Annotated in this window: 19 protein-coding genes; 7 read left to right on the top strand and 12 right to left on the bottom strand. The window is 41.0% G+C overall.

From position 1 onward, the window contains the following. Nucleotides 1-16: 16 nt before the first annotated feature. From AC5SLP_RS06435 to AC5SLP_RS06390, 10 genes are all read right to left on the bottom strand, one after another. On the bottom strand, nucleotides 17-1159 hold the full coding sequence (locus AC5SLP_RS06435) for a BaiN/RdsA family NAD(P)/FAD-dependent oxidoreductase (RefSeq protein WP_495254330.1): 1143 nt from the start codon (nucleotides 1157-1159) through the stop codon (nucleotides 17-19). Between the two features lie 15 nt (nucleotides 1160-1174). Further along, entirely contained in the window at nucleotides 1175-1873 is a 699-nt protein-coding gene (locus AC5SLP_RS06430) for an SIMPL domain-containing protein (RefSeq protein ID WP_495254329.1), read from the bottom strand. A 36-nt stretch (nucleotides 1874-1909) separates the two neighbouring features. Further along, nucleotides 1910-2389, bottom strand: coding sequence for a tRNA (cytidine(34)-2'-O)-methyltransferase (locus AC5SLP_RS06425; RefSeq protein WP_495254328.1), 480 nt, complete (start codon nucleotides 2387-2389; stop codon nucleotides 1910-1912). 207 nt (nucleotides 2390-2596) lie between these two features. Further along, nucleotides 2597-3439, bottom strand: coding sequence for a formyltetrahydrofolate deformylase (purU, locus tag AC5SLP_RS06420; RefSeq protein ID WP_495254327.1), 843 nt, complete (start codon nucleotides 3437-3439; stop codon nucleotides 2597-2599). Then, a complete protein-coding gene (locus tag AC5SLP_RS06415) occupies nucleotides 3426-4559 on the bottom strand; it encodes a tRNA nucleotidyltransferase/poly(A) polymerase family protein (protein WP_495254326.1) in 1134 nt (377 codons plus the stop codon). Before AC5SLP_RS06415 ends, purU begins: the two co-directional genes overlap by 14 nt. Continuing rightward, on the bottom strand, nucleotides 4556-4933 hold the full coding sequence (locus AC5SLP_RS06410) for a CiaD-like domain-containing protein (protein ID WP_495254325.1): 378 nt from the start codon (nucleotides 4931-4933) through the stop codon (nucleotides 4556-4558). Before AC5SLP_RS06410 ends, AC5SLP_RS06415 begins: the two co-directional genes overlap by 4 nt. Further along, a complete protein-coding gene (locus tag AC5SLP_RS06405; RefSeq protein ID WP_495254324.1) occupies nucleotides 4924-5172 on the bottom strand; it encodes a tetratricopeptide repeat protein in 249 nt (82 codons plus the stop codon). Before AC5SLP_RS06405 ends, AC5SLP_RS06410 begins: the two co-directional genes overlap by 10 nt. After that, nucleotides 5169-6242: a 3-isopropylmalate dehydrogenase gene (gene leuB / locus AC5SLP_RS06400; RefSeq protein WP_495254323.1), complete on the bottom strand. Its 1074-nt coding sequence runs from the start codon at nucleotides 6240-6242 to the stop codon at nucleotides 5169-5171. Before leuB ends, AC5SLP_RS06405 begins: the two co-directional genes overlap by 4 nt. After that, a complete protein-coding gene (locus tag AC5SLP_RS06395; protein WP_495254322.1) occupies nucleotides 6242-6727 on the bottom strand; it encodes a 3-isopropylmalate dehydratase small subunit in 486 nt (161 codons plus the stop codon). Before AC5SLP_RS06395 ends, leuB begins: the two co-directional genes overlap by 1 nt. Nucleotides 6728-6804: 77 nt before the next feature. Continuing rightward, the gene (locus AC5SLP_RS06390) at nucleotides 6805-7593 is read right to left on the bottom strand and encodes an ABC transporter ATP-binding protein (protein WP_495254321.1); all 789 of its coding nucleotides are present in this window, start codon (nucleotides 7591-7593) and stop codon (nucleotides 6805-6807) included. A 141-nt stretch (nucleotides 7594-7734) separates the two neighbouring features. Here AC5SLP_RS06390 and AC5SLP_RS06385 point away from each other — a divergent pair, with 141 nt between their 5' ends. After that, nucleotides 7735-10866 carry an efflux RND transporter permease subunit gene (locus AC5SLP_RS06385; RefSeq protein ID WP_495254320.1) on the top strand — a complete coding sequence of 1044 codons (3132 nt, stop codon included), beginning with the start codon at nucleotides 7735-7737 and terminating at the stop codon, nucleotides 10864-10866. On the opposite strand, the gene AC5SLP_RS06380 is transcribed toward AC5SLP_RS06385, so the two are convergent. After that, a complete protein-coding gene (locus AC5SLP_RS06380) occupies nucleotides 10831-11463 on the bottom strand; it encodes a LysE family translocator (RefSeq protein ID WP_495254319.1) in 633 nt (210 codons plus the stop codon). The genes AC5SLP_RS06385 and AC5SLP_RS06380 overlap by 36 nt on opposite strands. Nucleotides 11464-11565: 102 nt before the next feature. Between AC5SLP_RS06380 and AC5SLP_RS06375 the strand changes: the two genes are divergently transcribed. The 5 genes from AC5SLP_RS06375 to AC5SLP_RS06355 all read left to right on the top strand — a co-directional run bounded on the left by AC5SLP_RS06375 (nucleotide 11566) and on the right by AC5SLP_RS06355 (nucleotide 16332). Then, nucleotides 11566-11880 (top strand): ArsR/SmtB family transcription factor, encoded by a 315-nt coding sequence (locus AC5SLP_RS06375; RefSeq protein WP_495254318.1) that lies wholly within the window; start codon nucleotides 11566-11568, stop codon nucleotides 11878-11880. Next, on the top strand, nucleotides 11877-13130 hold the full coding sequence (locus tag AC5SLP_RS06370; protein WP_495254317.1) for an arsenic transporter: 1254 nt from the start codon (nucleotides 11877-11879) through the stop codon (nucleotides 13128-13130). The genes AC5SLP_RS06375 and AC5SLP_RS06370 overlap by 4 nt, the downstream gene beginning before the upstream one ends. A 39-nt stretch (nucleotides 13131-13169) precedes the next feature. Continuing rightward, nucleotides 13170-13808 (top strand): hypothetical protein, encoded by a 639-nt coding sequence (locus AC5SLP_RS06365; protein ID WP_495254316.1) that lies wholly within the window; start codon nucleotides 13170-13172, stop codon nucleotides 13806-13808. Nucleotides 13809-13834: 26 nt separating this feature from the next. Continuing rightward, nucleotides 13835-14599 carry an exodeoxyribonuclease III gene (locus AC5SLP_RS06360; RefSeq protein WP_495254315.1) on the top strand — a complete coding sequence of 255 codons (765 nt, stop codon included), beginning with the start codon at nucleotides 13835-13837 and terminating at the stop codon, nucleotides 14597-14599. A gap of 119 nt (nucleotides 14600-14718) precedes the next feature. Beyond that, a complete protein-coding gene (locus AC5SLP_RS06355) occupies nucleotides 14719-16332 on the top strand; it encodes a methyl-accepting chemotaxis protein (RefSeq protein ID WP_495254314.1) in 1614 nt (537 codons plus the stop codon). An 84-nt stretch (nucleotides 16333-16416) separates the two neighbouring features. Here the strand turns inward: AC5SLP_RS06355 and AC5SLP_RS06350 are convergent, their stop codons facing one another. After that, nucleotides 16417-16827: a PAS domain-containing protein gene (locus AC5SLP_RS06350; protein ID WP_495254313.1), complete on the bottom strand. Its 411-nt coding sequence runs from the start codon at nucleotides 16825-16827 to the stop codon at nucleotides 16417-16419. A 209-nt stretch (nucleotides 16828-17036) separates the two neighbouring features. Between AC5SLP_RS06350 and AC5SLP_RS06345 the strand changes: the two genes are divergently transcribed. Further along, nucleotides 17037-17993 carry a TAXI family TRAP transporter solute-binding subunit gene (locus AC5SLP_RS06345; protein ID WP_495254312.1) on the top strand — a complete coding sequence of 319 codons (957 nt, stop codon included), beginning with the start codon at nucleotides 17037-17039 and terminating at the stop codon, nucleotides 17991-17993. Nucleotides 17994-17999 lie beyond the last annotated feature (6 nt).

Below are 17999 nucleotides of genomic sequence, written 5' to 3'. Positions count from 1 at the left end.
ATATTCGTTGATTGTATCAAAAAATTGCTTTTGCTAAACGTATTGCCGAAGCAAAGGCCCACTGAAAATTAAATCCACCGAGTTCTCCTGTAACATCCAAGACCTCGCCGATAAAATACAGGTCGTTACATTTGAGACTTTCAAAGTTTTCTGGATTGATTTCATGGGTACGCACCCCTCCTCGTGTCACTTCAGCTTTGGTATAGCCAAAATTACCTGCAGGTGAAAAGGTATAACTTTTTAGCGTAGCAAGTATCTCTTTTTCACGAGATGTTAATTGTGAGACGACTTTGTCTTCAATTCCATTGGCGTCTAAAAAAGCTTTTGAAAAGCGTTTTGGAAGCCCTAATGCCGTTGTGATTTGTTTTTTAGCGTTGCATTTCAATAATGCCTCAAGCGTTTTCACCTGTGGTAAAAAATCAATACGCATCGCACCTTTTTTCCAGTACAAAGAGGCACTGAGCACGGAAGGGCCGCTGATACCTTTGTGCGCAAAGAGAAGGTTTTCACAAAAGCGTTTTCCTTCGATTTCAATACAAACGGGGATTGCAATGCCACTGAGTTCTTTCATCCAAAACTGCTCTTTTTGCAGTGTTAGCCCAACCAATGCAGGTGAAGGCGTCTCTATCGTATGTCCAAAAGTTTGCGCAATTTTATACCCAATATCGCTCGCACCTATACTTGCGTAACTCAGTCCTCCGCTGGCAACAATGAGCTTCTTCGCACCGATGTCACCGCGATTTGTTGTAACGATAAAATGATTCTCTTTTTTTACATGTAAAACGGTTGTAGAGAGATAAAAGGTGCAAAAAGCGCTTAATCGTGCAAAAATGCTAACTAAATCTTTCGCACTGTTGGCACAAAACAGTTGTCCGTGCGCGCGCTCTTCTAAAGCCAAAGCATGTTTTTTAGCAAAAGCCATCATAGAAGAGGCATCAAAGGTTTTAAAACAAGATGCTATCATATCCGCATCGCCTACATAATGCGAACTATCGGCAAAACGGTTCGTAAGATTGCACTTTCCTCCACCTGAGATGAGAAGTTTAGCGCCTATTTTTGGATTGGAATCGATGAGTGCGACATCATGCCCTACCAAATGAGAAGCTGCCATTAAAGCGCTCGCACCCGCTCCAATGAAAACGATATCATACACCTTCACACAAACTACTTGTTTTTATTTGGCATTCAAACACGTATAATTGACCGTAGCATTCAATGAAAGCGTCTCATTACGTTGTAGTGGTTCTTCCATAGGAACAGATTCGGCTTTGATGGCTGCTTTAGCGCGCATGTTCTCCATGAACACAGGTCGGATGGGCTGCGTTCCTTCAAAGGAAACGGCACTTACGTTACACTGCATTTTTGTCTCATTCGAAAAATTTTGGGCTTGTGTTTGAGCGATGCGCAAGACTTCTGAACGTAAACTCAAAAGAGCCGCATTTTGTGCTTTATTACTGACACTCCATGCTAAAGCACCTAGATTTACGCGAACATTAGGCGCTTTACGTTCATCGAGTTTTTTCATAAGGGCATTGTACTGCTCTATGGTGTTTAATTCACAGGTAAAAGAGAGGGAACCACTGTACCCCATAAAGAGCTGTTTTTGATCTTTATAGCTATAACGAGGAGAGAGATAATATCCTCCACCACGACACACTTCGCCTTTGGAATCAAAGCGTTTTACCTCAGCGACCAATGCATTAAGATGTTCTTTAATGACATTGGCATCTTTTGACTCTTCTTCAAAACTAAAATGTGTTTGCAAAACATCTGGCATCAGCTCTTTGCTAGCACGCTCATTGGTCGTAATATTCATCTGTGCACAAGCGATGATTGGCAAAAGACAAAGAAAAATGAAATGGTTTTTACGCATCTTTTATGGCTCCTTTATAGTGTGATACCACTCTGTTCATGATAAGGACGTTTGCTTAAACGTTTCAAAATTTTGACGAATCGCATCGTAGAGTACAATGCCAGCAGACGTAGCTTGGTTAAGACTACGACCATGTTTTCCCATGGGAATGGTAATGGCATTTTCCCATTTTTTTTGCATCAATTCCATAGGAAGACCTGTGGATTCTCCGCCAAAAAAGAGAAAATCCCCTGGCTTAAAAGAGACTTCAAAATAGGTTTTTTTCGTTTTGGTTGTGGCAAAAAAGAAGTGATCCCATTGGTCGTTATTGGCTTCTAAAAAAGCGTCTAAACTCTCCCAAACGGTTAAGTCAAGCAACGGCCAATAATCAAGCCCTGCTCGCTTGACCGTTTTATCGCTAATCTCAAACATCGTAGGCTTAATGATGTGCAATTTACAATCCGCATTCACGCACATCCGTCCAATACTGCCTGTATTTTGTGGAATTTGTGGATGAACTAAAACGATATTAAACATAAATGAATCTCCCAAGTAACAAAACGTATCACAATTTTCTTTCTGCCACGCGAGTAGCAAGAATTTCAACACCTAGAATAACATAACGTTTCAAACGTTACATGTAAAGTCTATGAAGACAACTTTTCTGCCTCGCAAGAGGCTAGCTTCAGTGTCTAGGGCAACGTAGCTTTATGAGCTTTGCCTATAAAGCGTGTAAAAATGCTCTCAAAATATAATTGTTTTATTATCGTGTACAAATATACGCTCTTCAAAGACCAAATCAAGCGCATTGGAAAGCGTTACTTTCTCAACATTGCGACCTGCACGTTGCATATCGCGCCATGTCATCTCATGATTGACACGTACGACATCTTGCGCGATAATTGGACCTTCATCAAGATTGTTATTGACAAAATGCGCAGTTGCCCCAATAATCTTCACACCACGCGCAAATGCTTGTTTATATGGATTTGCACCAACAAAAGCCGGTAAAAAAGAGTGATGAATGTTAATCATCTTCTCTTCATAATGACTGACAAATTCACTGGATAAGATACGCATATACTTTGCAAGAACAATGTAGTCAAGATCGTACTGACTAAGCACTTCTAACACTTTTGCTTCATGTTCCGTGCGATTTAAACCTTCATGGCTCACACAATGAAACGGTATATTAAATTTAGAGCTGAGCCCTTCAAGCGCGTCATAGTTTGATACGATTGCTAAAATATTGGCGTTTAAATCACCGCTATCGTGTTTCAGTAAAATGTCACCTAAACAGTGTGTCTCTTTGGTTCCCATCAAGATGATATCTTTTTTGCGTGCTTCTGCTAGATAGATATTGGCACGTGCGGGAAGATACGCTTGAAGGGTGCCTTTAAACGCACCCATATCCACTTCACCACTGAGTTCCGCTCGCATAAAGAACTTGCCGTTTTCACGATCAACAAATTCATCGTTTTTAATGATATTGAGTTGATATTTAAAAACCACATCCGCAATACGGTAAATAAGCCCTTTTTCATCAGAGCAATCAATTTTCAAAATATAATTTTTAATCTCTTCCATGTTCACACACCTGTTTGATAATTTCAATCTTTCTTCGTAATAACTCTTCGCCAATGGCACGCCCTTCAAAACCATCGTGAATCACATCTTGCACACAAATACCGCCATCAAAAGGCTTATCCCAAATTCCAAGTCTTTGGGCGCGCTCTTTCATGCCATGACGGTAGTGTCCTAGCCATTCACACAGTGGCATTTCAAGACTCACATGGTACAGCATTTCATCACGGATGTCTCCTTCAAAAAAAGGCTGATGTTTGAAGGTTTTAAGGTAATGATTCGGCGCTTCTAGAAGCTTTAGCCACACCAAAGGGTCTTGTCCTAGTCGATTGGCTACGATATAAACAAAATAGTATGAAAGTAGTTTTTCTTCAAAATTTTGCTTAGATCGTATCAATTCAAAGGCGATACTTAAAAAACGATTTTCAACTTTACATGTAAAACACTTTTGAAACACATCTAGCGCGTACATGTAAAAAAGTCCGTAGTGCAAAAAAGGTGCGCGAAAGAGCTTTTCAAATTCCCATAACATCCGTGTACGGCTCAAATCTGACAGGTCAATACTTCGCATCAACGCCAACGTTTTTGCTTCTATCTTAAAGCCTAAACGCGCACTAAATTGGATAGAGCGAAGCACGCGTAAACTGTCTTCTTGAAACGAAACCGCATCAATCATACAGAGCGTTTTAGACGCAAGCGCTTCTTTGCCACCCCAAAAATCGAGCAACGTTTCATCAAAGATGTTGAGCATCATCGCATTCATACTAAAATCGCGCCTTTTAGATGCCTCTTTTTCATCGTTGCACACGTGCACTTCAAATGCAGCATGTCCGACACCGCTTTTGCGTTCAACGCGTGGGAGTGCAAAATCTATATTGCCCAATTTATAAACAAAAAAACTTTTCCCAACGCCAACAGCCCCAACGCGATTCATCAGCGTTTCAAACGCGGCGGGTTCAATGTCATACACTTCGATATCAAGGTCATATAAAGGCATATCTAAACACAAATCTCTAACACTACCACCCACCAAATACGCCCGTTTGGTATACGGCGTTAATACTTCAATTGCATGCTTGATTTGTTCATAAAAATGCGCAGGAAGTGCACACAGTGGTTTCATTGCTTTGAACGATCCATATGCTCCAATTGTTCATCAATGGTGGCTAAGAGATACTCTAAAAAGTTGAGCGTCAAATCAATTTTTGCTTCAATATTTTTGTTATTGGGTGATTGAAACCCTTCAAATAAAACTAAAATACGCTCTCGTAAGCTGAGATAAAATTGTTTTTGGCTCTCAGGAGAGCATCCTTCTTCTTCTGTGCTAAAAGAAGGAGCGTAAGCTTTGAGTGTATTAATCTCTTCTGTGAGTTCGAGTAAAGGCTCTGGCTCAAAAGATTCATGAGCGAGTGCGTTGCTATGGGATGGTTGTTCTTCTTTTGTTACCACTTCATCGAGCTCTTTAAGCGTCGAAAGGATCATCTCTTTTAGTTCCATAGTTTTACCAACCACCTTTCAAATTCTAAAAATTCCACTTCGCTGTTCATCGTTAAAAAAAACTTTTTCATCTCTTCATCTACGCCAAGGTATTTTTTACGAATACCTGAAAGTCGTTTGATGGCGATTTTAGCCTCTTTATTATCGGGGTTTTCGCGCAACAACTCTTTGTAAATCTCCAAAGCCTCATTTTTGAGACCTTGAAGTTCATAGATAGAAGCGAGGGTTAATGTTTTCATAGTTTGGCAACATAATCGGCAATAACAGTTCCCATTTGAGTGGTTGAACACACCTCTTTTGCACCAAACGCTGCTAAATCTTTCGTTCTGTAACCATCTTGGAGTACTTTTTTAATGGCATCTTCAATACGATTTGCCGCTTTTTCTTCGCCTAAAGCGAAACGAAGCATCATTGATGCACTCAAAATCGTTGCTAAAGGATTGGCGATGCCAAGACCCGTAATATCAGGAGCAGAACCATGAATAGGTTCAAAAAGTCCTACTTTTCCACCCATAGATGCAGAAGGTAAAAGTCCGATAGAACCACTTATCATACTCGCTTCATCGCTTAAAATATCACCAAAAATATTGCCCGTTAAAATGACATCAAATTGGCGAGGATTGCGCACAAGTTGCATTGAAGCGTTGTCCACATACATGTGACTGAGGGTTACTTCAGGGTATTCTTTAGCGATTTCAGTGACCGTATCACGCCAGAGTTGGCTGACTTCAAGGACATTGGCTTTATCCACAGAACAGACGTTTTTACGGCGTTTCATCGCTGATTCAAAGGCTACGCGTGCGATACGTTCAATTTCTGGTTTGGTGTAAACCATCGTGTTATAGGCTTTAAAGCCGTCATTCTCTCTGGGTTCACCAAAGTAAATACCGCCTGTGAGTTCACGAACAACAAAAAGGTCCACACCTTTTAACACTTCTGGTTTAAGCGTACTGGCGTCTAAGAGTTCATCAAAAACTGCCGTAGGACGAAGATTGGCGAAAAGCCCTAATGATTTACGAAGTTTCAACAGTCCTGTTTCAGGGCGAAATTCACGCGGTAATGTATCCCATTTAGCTCCACCAATGGCACCAAATAAAACAGCGTCACTTTTTAAACATCCCTCAATGGTCTCATCAGGAAGCGGTGTACCTTTGGCATCGTACGCCACACCACCCATCAAATACTCTTCATAACGTAATTCAAAATTTTCATTTTCACACGCACGGTTCAATACTTTAATAGCTTCATCCACAATTTCTGGACCAATGCCATCGCCTTTAATCACGGCTATCGTATAGGTTTTCTTCATTATTTTATCTCTTTTTTCGCATAATTCATGAGCCCGCCAGCATCGAGCAACTCTTGCATAAACGGAGGAATTGGTGTAAATTTATAGGTTTTTGCGCCGTTCTTGATTTCACCGCTTTCCATAGAAATAGCAATACTATCGCCTTCTTTGATTTCGCCTGTTTCCAAAAGTTCAAAAATAGGAAGTCCTGTATTAAACGCATTACGGTAAAAAATGCGTGCAAAACTTTTAGCAACAACGGCACTAACACCCGCAGCTTTAAGTGCTATAGGAGCGTGCTCACGGCTACTGCCACACCCAAAGTTTTCACCCGCAACGATGATATCACCCGCTTTTACTTTTTTAACAAACTCTGGGTCTGCATCTTCCATCACATGTTTGGCTAACTCTTTAGGATCGGAGGTATTAAGATAACGTGCCGCGATGATAAGATCGGTGTCGATATTATCGCCAAAGCACCATACTTTTCCGCTGATAGTACTCATTGATTATCCTTAGTGGTCTCTTGATTTGCTTAAAATTTTACCGAAACAGGGTTGTGAAAAAGTTTAATTTGACACAATCACCCAACACTCTGTACAAAATAGCGCTCTTTTTCGCATTTTACATGTAAAGGTAAATCAAAAACACGGCTCAAGTTTTTATCATTTAAAAGTGTTTTTTTGTCACCTTGCGCAAAAATTCTTCCCTCTTTAATCAAAACAACATGGCTAATCTCTTCAAAAATCTCTTCAAGATGATGCGTTACTAAAATAATCGTTCTCTTTTGAGCAATTTTGCGTATGGTTTCTATAAAATTTAACTGTGCTTTAATGTCCAACCCAACCGTTGGTTCATCCAAAATCATCGCTTTGGGTTCATGAACCAATGCCCTACCGATAATACATTTTCTAAGCTCTCCCGTGGACATCTCTGAGATGCGTTTATGCCGTAAATGGCGTATCTCTAAAAAGTCTAAAACTTCTTCTACTTTTTTTACATGTAAAGGTGAAAATTCTTGATGTTCATAAATATGAAAGCTACTGTAAAAGCCTGAAAGTATCACTTCAAACGCATTCAAATTGGGCGCTCGTTCACTAAATTGATAGTGTAAATCATTGGTGATGATACCCAAATGCTTTTTAAGCTCCCAAATATCCCAAACAGACTTGCCAAACACCTCTTTTTTCATCGTCTCACTAAAACGAGGATATAGGTCGTTTGAAAAAAGCTTCAAAAGCGTTGATTTTCCAGAACCGTTTGCCCCTAAAATAACGGTATGTTCTCCCTCTTTAATGCATAAATTAATGTCGTGCAAAACGTTTTCATCTTCATAAGCAACGTTAATATGTTCAAAATTAATAATTTCCACTTTTCACTCCTCGTGAACTACTTTTTAGATACTTTTTTATTGTAGCATGAAATATAAAGTTTCTAAAGAGTTTTTATACCGAGTTATACTAATATTTCATCACAGATTTCATACCAAAATTTTATGCCTTAGGTGGCTTGAATGTTTTCCAAATTTTTTATCAATCGTCCCAACTTTGCATCCGTTGTATCGCTCATTATTATTATTGCAGGTATTTTAGCCATTCGTTCCTTACCTGTCCAAGAGTATCCCGATGTTGTGCCGCCACAAATTGTTGTTTCAACCACTTATTCAGGTGCTGATGCACAAACCTTGGAAGACACGGTAGCTTCAGTCTTAGAGCAACAACTCAACGGTGTTGAGAACATGCTCTATATGATTTCAACGACTTCACCCAGTGGCGCACTCACCATGAACCTGTACTTTGAAGTCGATACAGACATTTCTCAAGCAAAACTCGATGTCAATAACCGCATTCGTATTGCAGAGAATAAACTACCGGATGCAGTGAAAAAACAAGGGGTTGATGTCACTGAAAAATCAAGCGATGTACTTCGTATCTTAGCACTCACCTCCAAAGACAATCGCTATGACACCGCATTTATGGCAAATTACGCTATCAACAACATCTTAGAAGAGTTTAAACGGATTCCAGGTGTTGCAGAAGCCACTGTGGCGGGTAACCAAGAGTATGCCATTCGCGTGTGGCTTGACCCGCAAAAACTAGCATTTTACGAACTCACTACCGCGGAAGTGATTAACGCGATTAAAGCACAAAACGAACAATATCCCGTAGGGCAATTGGGGCAAGAACCTATCGACCAAAATGTCGCGTTTACCTACACGGTAACTTCAAAAGGAAGACTCAAAACCCCAGAAGAATTTGGTGAAATTTTAATTAAGACCAACAGCGATGGCTCCTCTTTAAATCTCAAAGATGTCGCGACGATTGAGCTGGGGTCTGAGCGCTATTTTTTCAAGGGACTTTTCAATAAACAGCCTACGGCGATGATTCGTGTGTATCTCACCTCAAAAGCCAATGCCTTAGATGTCTCTGACCTACTCGATAAAAAAATAGAAGAGCTTTCCAAACATTTTCCAGAAGGATTACGCATTGATGCGACGTATGACCCTACCATGTTTGTTCGCGCTTCCATCCATGAAGTCATCCAAACGCTTTTAGAAGCCATCGCTTTAGTAATTTTTGTGGTCTATCTTTTCTTAGGTAACCTTCGTGCGACGTTTATTCCACTGCTGGCAATTCCCGTTTCAATTATCGGAACGTTTGCAGGCTTTTACCTCACAGGCTTTTCAATCAATCTCCTGACTCTTTTTGGGCTCACCCTTGCCATCGGTCTGGTGGTGGATGATGCTATTATCGTGATTGAAAATATTGAACGGATTTTGCGCAAAGAAAATCTTAGCGTTAAAGAGGCGACCATTAAGGCGATGGGAGAAATCACCGCGCCCGTTATTGCCATCGTTTTGGTGCTCAGTGCCGTATTTATTCCCGCGGCATTTATGGGCGGACTCAGTGGCACGATGTCACGTCAATTTGCAATGACGATTGTTATTTCGGTGAGTATTTCAGGGTTTGTTGCCTTAACGCTTACGCCTGCATTGTGTGCGTTATTGCTTAAAAAGGAGGAACACCCTCCCCTTTGGATTATCAGGCAGTTTAATGCGCTTTTTGATTACATCACTCACCATTTTGGACAGATAGTCAAAAATGCGATTCGTTTTAGTCTTTTTAATTTGTTGCTCTTTGCCATCATCCTTTTTGCGATTTCGCGTTTGATGCATATCATCCCCACAGGATTGATTCCCAAAGAAGATAAAGGGGTCTTTTTTGCCGTTACAACGATGCCAGCTGGCTCAACACTGAGTCGCACGCATGAGGTCAATCAAGAAGTGGGTGAAAAAGCACTCACGTACCCTGACGTGCAAAAAGTAGGCGGTTTTTCAGGCAGCGATTTTAGCTCAAAAGCCTACACCACAGATGCCGCATACAGCTACATTCGACTCAATCCATGGGATATGCGCCCCAATGCCAATCAAAGTGTCGATGCCTTAGCCAAAGAGATGATGAAAGATTTTTCTAAAAATAAAGAAGCTCGCATTGTCGCAGTCACGCCTTCAGCCATTAGTGGACTAGGTGTATCGGGTGGTTTTGAAATGTACATTCAAGATAAAAATGATGGTAATTATGCCGCGTTAGAAACCTACGCCAAAGAGATTGTACAGCGCGCATCAAGCAGAGAAGAGCTCAAAGCCGTGCGCTCAACATTGAGTGCGGGAACACCACAATACCGCATTGAAGTGAATAATGCTAAAGCTAAATCGTATGGTGTAGATATTGCCGATATTTATACCACGCTTCAAGCGACCTTTGGCAGCGTTTATGTCAATGACGTCAATCTCTTTGGACGTAATTACCGTGTCAATGTGCAAGCACGGGGAGACTTTCGTGAAAACATTAAAAATTACAGCGACGTGTATGTCAAATCAAGCAATGGCGGTTTTATTCCTTTAAGTGATTTAATCACATTCAAACGCATTATCAACCCTAATATCACAAAACGTTTCAACATGTTCCCTTCCGCTCAAATTTTAGGGGAAACCAACATGGGCTACTCTTCGGGTGAAGGAATTAAAATCATGGAGCAAATTGCTAATGAAGTCTTGCCTGAGGGCTATTCGATTGCTTGGGGTGGCGCATCGTTGCAAGAAAAAAGACTCTTAGAAAAAGGCAATCTCTCCTTTATCTTCGCGGTGGTATTTATCTTTCTAATCTTAGTGGCACTGTATGAAAGTTGGCTCATTCCTTGGGCGATTGTTTTGGCGGTTCCTTTTGCGCTCATAGGTGCATACAGCGGTGTATGGCTCAGGGGACTTCAAAACGACATTTATTTTCAAATAGGACTGATCACACTCGTGGGATTATCGGCTAAAAATGCCATTTTGATGGTGGAATTTGCTCTGCAAAAGATGGAAGAAGGATTTAGCTTACTGGATGCCACCATCGAAGGGGCGAAGATTCGCTTCCGCCCCATTATCATGACCTCGTTTGCCTTTATCGCGGGAACATTGCCACTGGCACTCAGTAACGGTGCAGGTGCTAATAGCCGTCATATCATTGGAACTACCGTTGTCGGCGGCATGATAAGTCTGACACTCATTGGTGTCATTTTCGTACCGCTCTTTTTCTATTTGATTATGAAAGGCAAAGAGAAATTTTTACGTGCGTTTCAACCCCAAAAGCCCAAAACCTAAGACAATAAAAATCGCGCCGCTCACTCGGTTAAAACCTGTGGCGCGTTTTTGAGTGCAAAACCACTGTTTAAGACTGCGCGCAAAAAAAGCATAGCTCATTAATGTCATAAATGAAAGTACCATAAACGTCAAAGTTAAGATGAAAAACTGCGGTACAATCGGCATTGCCGGTTCTAAAAAAAGAGGAAAGAGCGCTGTAAAGAAAATAATCGGCTTTGGATTGGTCACACAAATTAAAAACCCTTTGCGAAAAATAGCAAAATAGTGTGCCACGCTTTTTGTATGCGCTAAATGAACCTGTTCAAAAATATTGTTAAGATTGCGAAACTGTTTTACGCCAATGTAAATAAGATACAAAGCACCTACAATCTTAAAAACGGTAAAGAGTATTATGGATGTTTTTAAAACCACACCCAGCCCTAACATCGCTGCACTGGAGAGTACAAAAAGACCTAAGGCATTGCCAAGCGATGAAAAAACGGTGGCTTTTATATCATGTATAATTGAATTATTAATCGCTAAAAGTACCGCAGGACCAGGGCTTATAATAGCAACGAGCGCAACGGTAACGTATAAAAACCAGGTGTGAAGTTCCATAAATGCATCCTTTTTTTTGATAATAGAGTTTTTTATACATCAATATATCTTGATATAAAATGTTCTTGTGATATACTATCAAAAAAAAATTGAGAGGCACCTATGGAAAACTTTTTAAAAACAGTTGGAGCGCTTAACGACGAGACGCGTCTTCAAATCCTTCGTTTTATTCACCAAAACGGTGAAGTATGTGTCTGTGAAATCGAAGAAGCATTTTCAATGATTCAATCTCGCATTTCACGCCATCTCAAAATCCTCAAAGATGCTGGTTTTTTACGGGTAGATCGTCGTGGAAAATGGGCATATTATAAAGTTCGCGCACCGTTAGATCGTTTTAGACTGGAATGCTTAGAAGAAATTAGCTACTTAGAAATGCCCATGGTAACACCGACATGTGCGTGTAAGGATGCGGAGTGATTCTTGCCTTTTCACTGTTTCTGATGACCCTTCTTTTAGTCATTATTCAACCACGTGGACTCAAAATCGGTACTTCTGCTATCATCGGAGCAGGCTTTGCCCTCCTCTTTGGTGTCGTCAGTTTTGCCGACGTTTTAGTGGTTACGAGCATCGTTTGGGATGCAACCCTCGCATTTATTGGCATTATCATCCTCTCGTTAGTGCTTGATGAAATAGGCTTTTTTGAATGGTGTGCGATTTGGATGGCAAAATTTTCACGAGGCAATGGGCATTTAATGTTTGTCTATTCACTCCTTTTAGGCTCCATCATCTCAGCTTTCTTTGCCAATGATGGCGCGGTGCTCATTCTCACGCCTATTTTACTCGCTAAAATGCGCGTTTTAAAGCTTGAGCCTAAAACGATTGTGGCATTTTTGCTCGCAGGCGGATTTATCTCCGACTCAGCGTCACTGCCGTTTATCTTTTCAAACTTAACCAATATTGTCACGGCAAACTACTTTCACATTGGCTTTGCGCAATACCTCAGTACGATGTTTACGCCTTATGTGGTCAGTACTTTCGTATCTGTCGTTATTTTATGGCTTTTTTTACGCAAAGAAATTCCTTTACATGTAAACATAGCATTGCTCCACAATCCAGATGATGTGTTAAAGTCAAAACCGCTTTTCTACCTCGCATGGATTTTTATCGCCGCTCTTATGGGAAGCTACTTTGTGGGTGAACACTACCACATCCCCATTAGCTTTATCGCTCTAGGAGGTGCGCTTCTTTTTCTTGCCATCGCAACCTATTTTAAAGCAGCAAAACCGTGGATGACCATCAAAACGGCTCCATGGCAAGTGGTCTGGTTTAGCATCGGGCTTTACATCGTCGTGTACGGACTGAAAAACGCAGGGCTCACCACGTACTTAACGCACATTTTAAACATCTTAAACGCACAAGGCAATAGTATTGCCGTTGTGGGAACAGGCTTTATCGCCGCTATTTTAAGCGCACTCATGAACAATCTTCCCAGTGTAATGATAATGGACATCGCCCTTCACGACATTCCTAACTCCGCTTTGGCGTATGCCAATATCATCGGCTGTAATTTGGGACCTAAAATGACGCCTTTTGGCTCGCTTGCCACCCTTTTGTGGTTACATGTTATGGCAAAAAAAGGAGTCAAAATAAGCTTTTGGGAATATTCAAAATTTGGTCTTATCGTCACACCACCAATTCTTTTTATCGTGCTTTTAAGCCTACTTTAGTTTTTACATGTAAAAAAAAATAACCCTAAGGAATGAACCGTGAAAGCAATTCAAGCCATTGTATTAGCCTCTTTTGTGATTTTTTCTTCCACCACAAAATTAAATGCTGAAAACGAAACAGCAAAATATTTTGGTTCGCAGGAGTATCAAAAATTACTTTATAACCTTGGCGTCTATTGGGATAGAAAAGTATTAAACCTCCAAGAAAATTGTACGAGTCAATACACCATCAATCCCATCTCCTTTTCTATACTGAAACCCTTAAAGTTCTCTGCAACCAGTGCTACGCCTATTGAAGGGGCATGGACATACCGATATAAATTTACACGCTGTGGAGAATCCATTATTTATAACGCTCTTAATATCGCGCGAGAGAACCAAAATCCTCAAATCGTATCGCTCGTACCGGGCACAACCAACTGTGACCCGCTGTTAATCAAAGATGCGTATAATGGCATTTATGCAAATTTAGCGTTGCATAACGCACAAAGCACCACATCGTGTAAAACAGCGCACGTGCTCAATACCGAAATAACAATGCCACAAACCGCTCAAAATGCAAAGTGGGAAGAGAAGTGGACGGTCAAAGAGTGTGAAAACACGCTAGAAACGTCGTTTTGTTTTACACCTTCTGAAAAAGGTGGTACAAATTGGACGATAGGAAAATGTAAACGTTAAGATAGTGACATGTAAAAGGAACATCAATGAAATTAGTATCGTGGAATGTCAATGGCATTCGCGCCGTTGCCAATAAAAACGCTTTTGCGTGGGTGGATGAATTCAAACCGGACATCTTGTGCTTGCAAGAAATTAAAGCTGAAGAAGCGCAAATTCCTGAACCTCTTTTTAACCACACGTTTAGCTGTAAATATGTCAATTCCGCCTCAAAAAAAGGCTACTCAGGCACCATGAGTTTTTCGACCATCCACTTTGATAAAACCGACACGGCGCACGCCATCGACCATACGCATGAAGGGCGCATTTTGGAGCATCATTTTGGCGATGTCGTTCTCTTTAACGTCTATTTTCCCAACGGTCAGCAGAGTGAAGAGCGCTTGGCGCATAAAATGAAATTTTACAGTGATTTTCTTGCCCACACCGAAGCGTTACGAGCGGAGGGCAAAGGCATTATTATCTGTGGAGATGTCAATACGGCACACCGCGCGATTGATTTGAAAAATCCTAAAGCCAATGAAGAGACTTCGGGGTTTTTACCGATAGAGCGTGCATGGATTGATTTGCTGTTAGACAAAGGCTATCTTGATACCTTTCGGCACATTCACGGCGATGTCAAAGATGCGTATTCATGGTGGTCGTATCGTTTTGGAGCGCGCGAACGCAATGTGGGGTGGAGAATTGACTATTTTTTCATTTCGCAAGAGCTGCAAGACACTCTTGTGGATGCCTTTATTCTTCATCATATTGAAGGTTCAGACCACTGCCCTGTGGGCATTGAAATCAATTTATAACCACGCAAGAGCTTAACTTCTAAGCTCTTTTCCTCATATTTCCTCTTTTTTTCTTTTAAATTTACTTATAATTTACACACATTAATTATAGTGCGCTCCAAAAACTTCAAAGGTATGCTATGTTTCTCTCCTCTATCAAAAATAAGCTCGCGTTTTTACTCATTATCATATTTTTAGGCTTTAGTGCGCTTGGAATTGAAATCTTAAAAGAAGGCAGTGATGCAAAATTGGCCGCTATTCGCTTGACGGACATCGCCGAAATCGAAAAACTGACGATGGAATTACGCATTGAACAACGTGATTTCCAGCTCTATTTCCAACCCAAAAATTTAGAGCGTTTCGAGCAAGTGCATCAACAGCTCATCCATGACCTTGACGCACTCAAAGCGATATTAATGAGTCCAAAGAACCATGAACGCATCGAAAATCTTAAAACGATATTGACAAAATGGCACGATATCAACACACCACGTATGCAGCTGTTTAAAAAATATGGCGCGCGTATTCATGAGGAAAATTTCGCACAAAATTATCCAGAAGATGCCAAAAAGCTTGATGAGTATTATAAACAAAGCAGTCAAACGTTTGTCATTGTGATTCAAAAATTAGATGACCTTGCCAAAGCTGTTAAAACCAACAACTTTAACCGACTTGATACCAATAAACTCAGCTCCCAAGTTACATTAGGCATTGTTTTAGTGATGGTCTTTATTATTTTTATTACCGTCACACGCTCGATTAGAAACTCCGTAGTACGCGCGAAAATTGCTTGTGAGAGGATGCGAAATTCTAAAGATTTGAGTATGCAAATCGACACAGGTTCTAAAGATGAGATTAATGACATCACAAACTCACTCAATGCATTACTTGCCGATGTTGCACAAGCGCTCAATGATGCGAAAAACAATGCCGCAGAGAATGCCTCGGTTGCGGAAGAGCTTTCAAGCACCAGCTTACAAATTGGCAAACGCGCCGAAGAAGAGTCGAAAGTCGTTTTTCAAACTTCACGCGATGCTAAAACCGTCGCGCACGAGATAACCGTAACGAGCGAGCAAACCAAACATGTCAAAGAGGTCACAACCCAAGCACAAAAAAGCCTAGACAGCGCACAAGCACTCCTCAATGAAACCATCACACAATTAGGGCAAACAGCGCAAGTAGAATCGCTTATCAATGAACGTCTTAACCATCTTTCGGGTGAAGCAGAACAGGTTAAATCCGTTTTAGATGTCATAGGAGACATTGCCGACCAGACCAATCTTTTAGCCCTTAATGCCGCTATTGAAGCGGCACGCGCTGGTGAACATGGACGTGGATTTGCCGTGGTAGCCGATGAAGTTCGCAAACTCGCAGAACGTACTCAAAAAAGCCTTGTTGAGACGAATGCAACGGTCAATGTCATCGTCCAGTCTATCAGCGACATCAGCACAGAGATGAACCAAAATGCCAAACGCATCCAAGAGCTTTCAGCTTTTTCAGACCAAGTGACAACGCAAACCAATGACGCCGTAAGCATGCTTGACCAAAGTGTTGAGGCAACCGATGAAGTGGTTAGTAAAGCCAATAGCAATGTAGTGCTCATCAAAACAGCGGTTATCGAAAAAATAGGAGAAATCAATACGCTTTCAAGTTCCAATGCAAGAAGTGTCGAAGAGATTGCCGCAGCAGCAGAACACCTCTCAAAACTCTCCAATACCCTTAGCCAAACACTCGCTCAGTTTAAAACGGCATAAGCCTTTTGCCCAAAGCAATGCTTTGGGCACTGTATCGTTTCTATGGGACAGGGGAGAGGTTTTACATGTAAAACTTTTTCGTGTTTAAGATACCTTTTCATGATTGATTTTATAAAACTCCACAGCCTGTCTTAAATCATCAATATCGGTATGCGTTCCGACAATCTTACACGGATAGCCATGCGGATTGTATGCAGTAATTTTCGCTTGATCCAGTATCCATTTATATGTCCCATCCAGGCATAACATACGATGCTGATGCTTGTAAAATGTTGTCTTTCCTCCTAAAAGTGCTGCCAAAGAGTTAAGACAATTGCTTAAGTCATCAGGATGAATGCGTGCTATCCACTCATCGACACTCTGAGGAAATTGTGTGTAGTCATACCCTAACATCCCTACCCATTGTTTTGAAAAATAGACTAAATTGGTTGTGGGATTCCATTCCCAAAAGCCATGTCCTGCACATTCTAAAATATCTGCGTACTCTTTTTTCATTTGAAAGCCTTCATCATTTCTTTACTTAAAACGTATTTTACCCATCACGTGTTGTATTGGCGTTACAAAAAAATTTCTTAAAATAATAAGCTTAAGGCGTTGGAACAGTAGAAGAAAAGCCGAGATAACGGCATAAATCGCTTGTTACTTTCAAGAATTTTTAGCGTTATCTAGCTATAATCGTTTCATCATAAAAGCAAGGAGTCGGTATGACGAAGATTTCTAAAAGTCTTATAGCATTGATTGCGTGTTCGCTTGCCATGAATGTTTCCGCGGCACAAGAGCGTGTCACCTACAAAGCGGCAAAGTCCTCATCATCGTATTATCAGATGGCAGTTCAAGTAGGTGAAAACATCTCTCAAGCAACCGATAAGAGCGTTATGCTAACGATTGAAGAGAGTCAAGGTTCTGTTCAAAACGTGAAAGAAGCGCCAAAACGAACGGGCAATTACATCTTTACAACGCCTCCTGGCTTAATCGCACTGGCGCAAAGTGGCAAAGCCATGTTTGAAAAAGATGACCCAAAAAGTTATGAATCGATTCGCGCTTTGTTTCCTATTCCTTACTTAACAATGCATGTCGTGGTCAATGCCAACTCCAACATCAAAACCTTTGATGATTTAAAAGGGAAGTCTCTTTTAATTGGCAAAGGCAGTTTTGGCGCGAAAGAAGCGGCACGGTACATTGAACTTTTTGGACTAAAAGGTCAGACAAAACTCATTGATGCAGAACTCTCAGGTGCAGTCACGGCACTTAAAAACGGTCAAATTGACGGTTTTGCAACATCAGGCTCTTTCCCTGCTCCCAATGTCATTGAAGCGGCGGCGTCTATGCCGATTCGCATTTTGAGCATGAGTGATGCGCAAATTGCGCTAACGAAACAAGATAAAATCATCATTCCCTCTGGAACCTATGCCGATGTGGATTATGATGTTTCAACCACGACACTGCCAGTAGGACTCTACACCACCACAAAAATGAGTGATGAACTCGCTTATAAAATCACCAAAGCCTTTTGGGAATCCAAAGCAAAATTGGAAAAGCAAAATGTCTGGTGGAAAGCCATTAGTCTTGAAAATCTTAGTATGTTTAACACCAAACTTCATCCGGGTGCGCTGAAATACTACAATGAAATTCATGCCAACATTCCTGAGAAGTTAAAGTAGCCTTCT

The sequence above is a fragment of the Sulfurospirillum sp. E15m genome (assembly GCF_059415145.1).
This window is presented reverse-complemented; position numbering and strand designations above follow the sequence as displayed.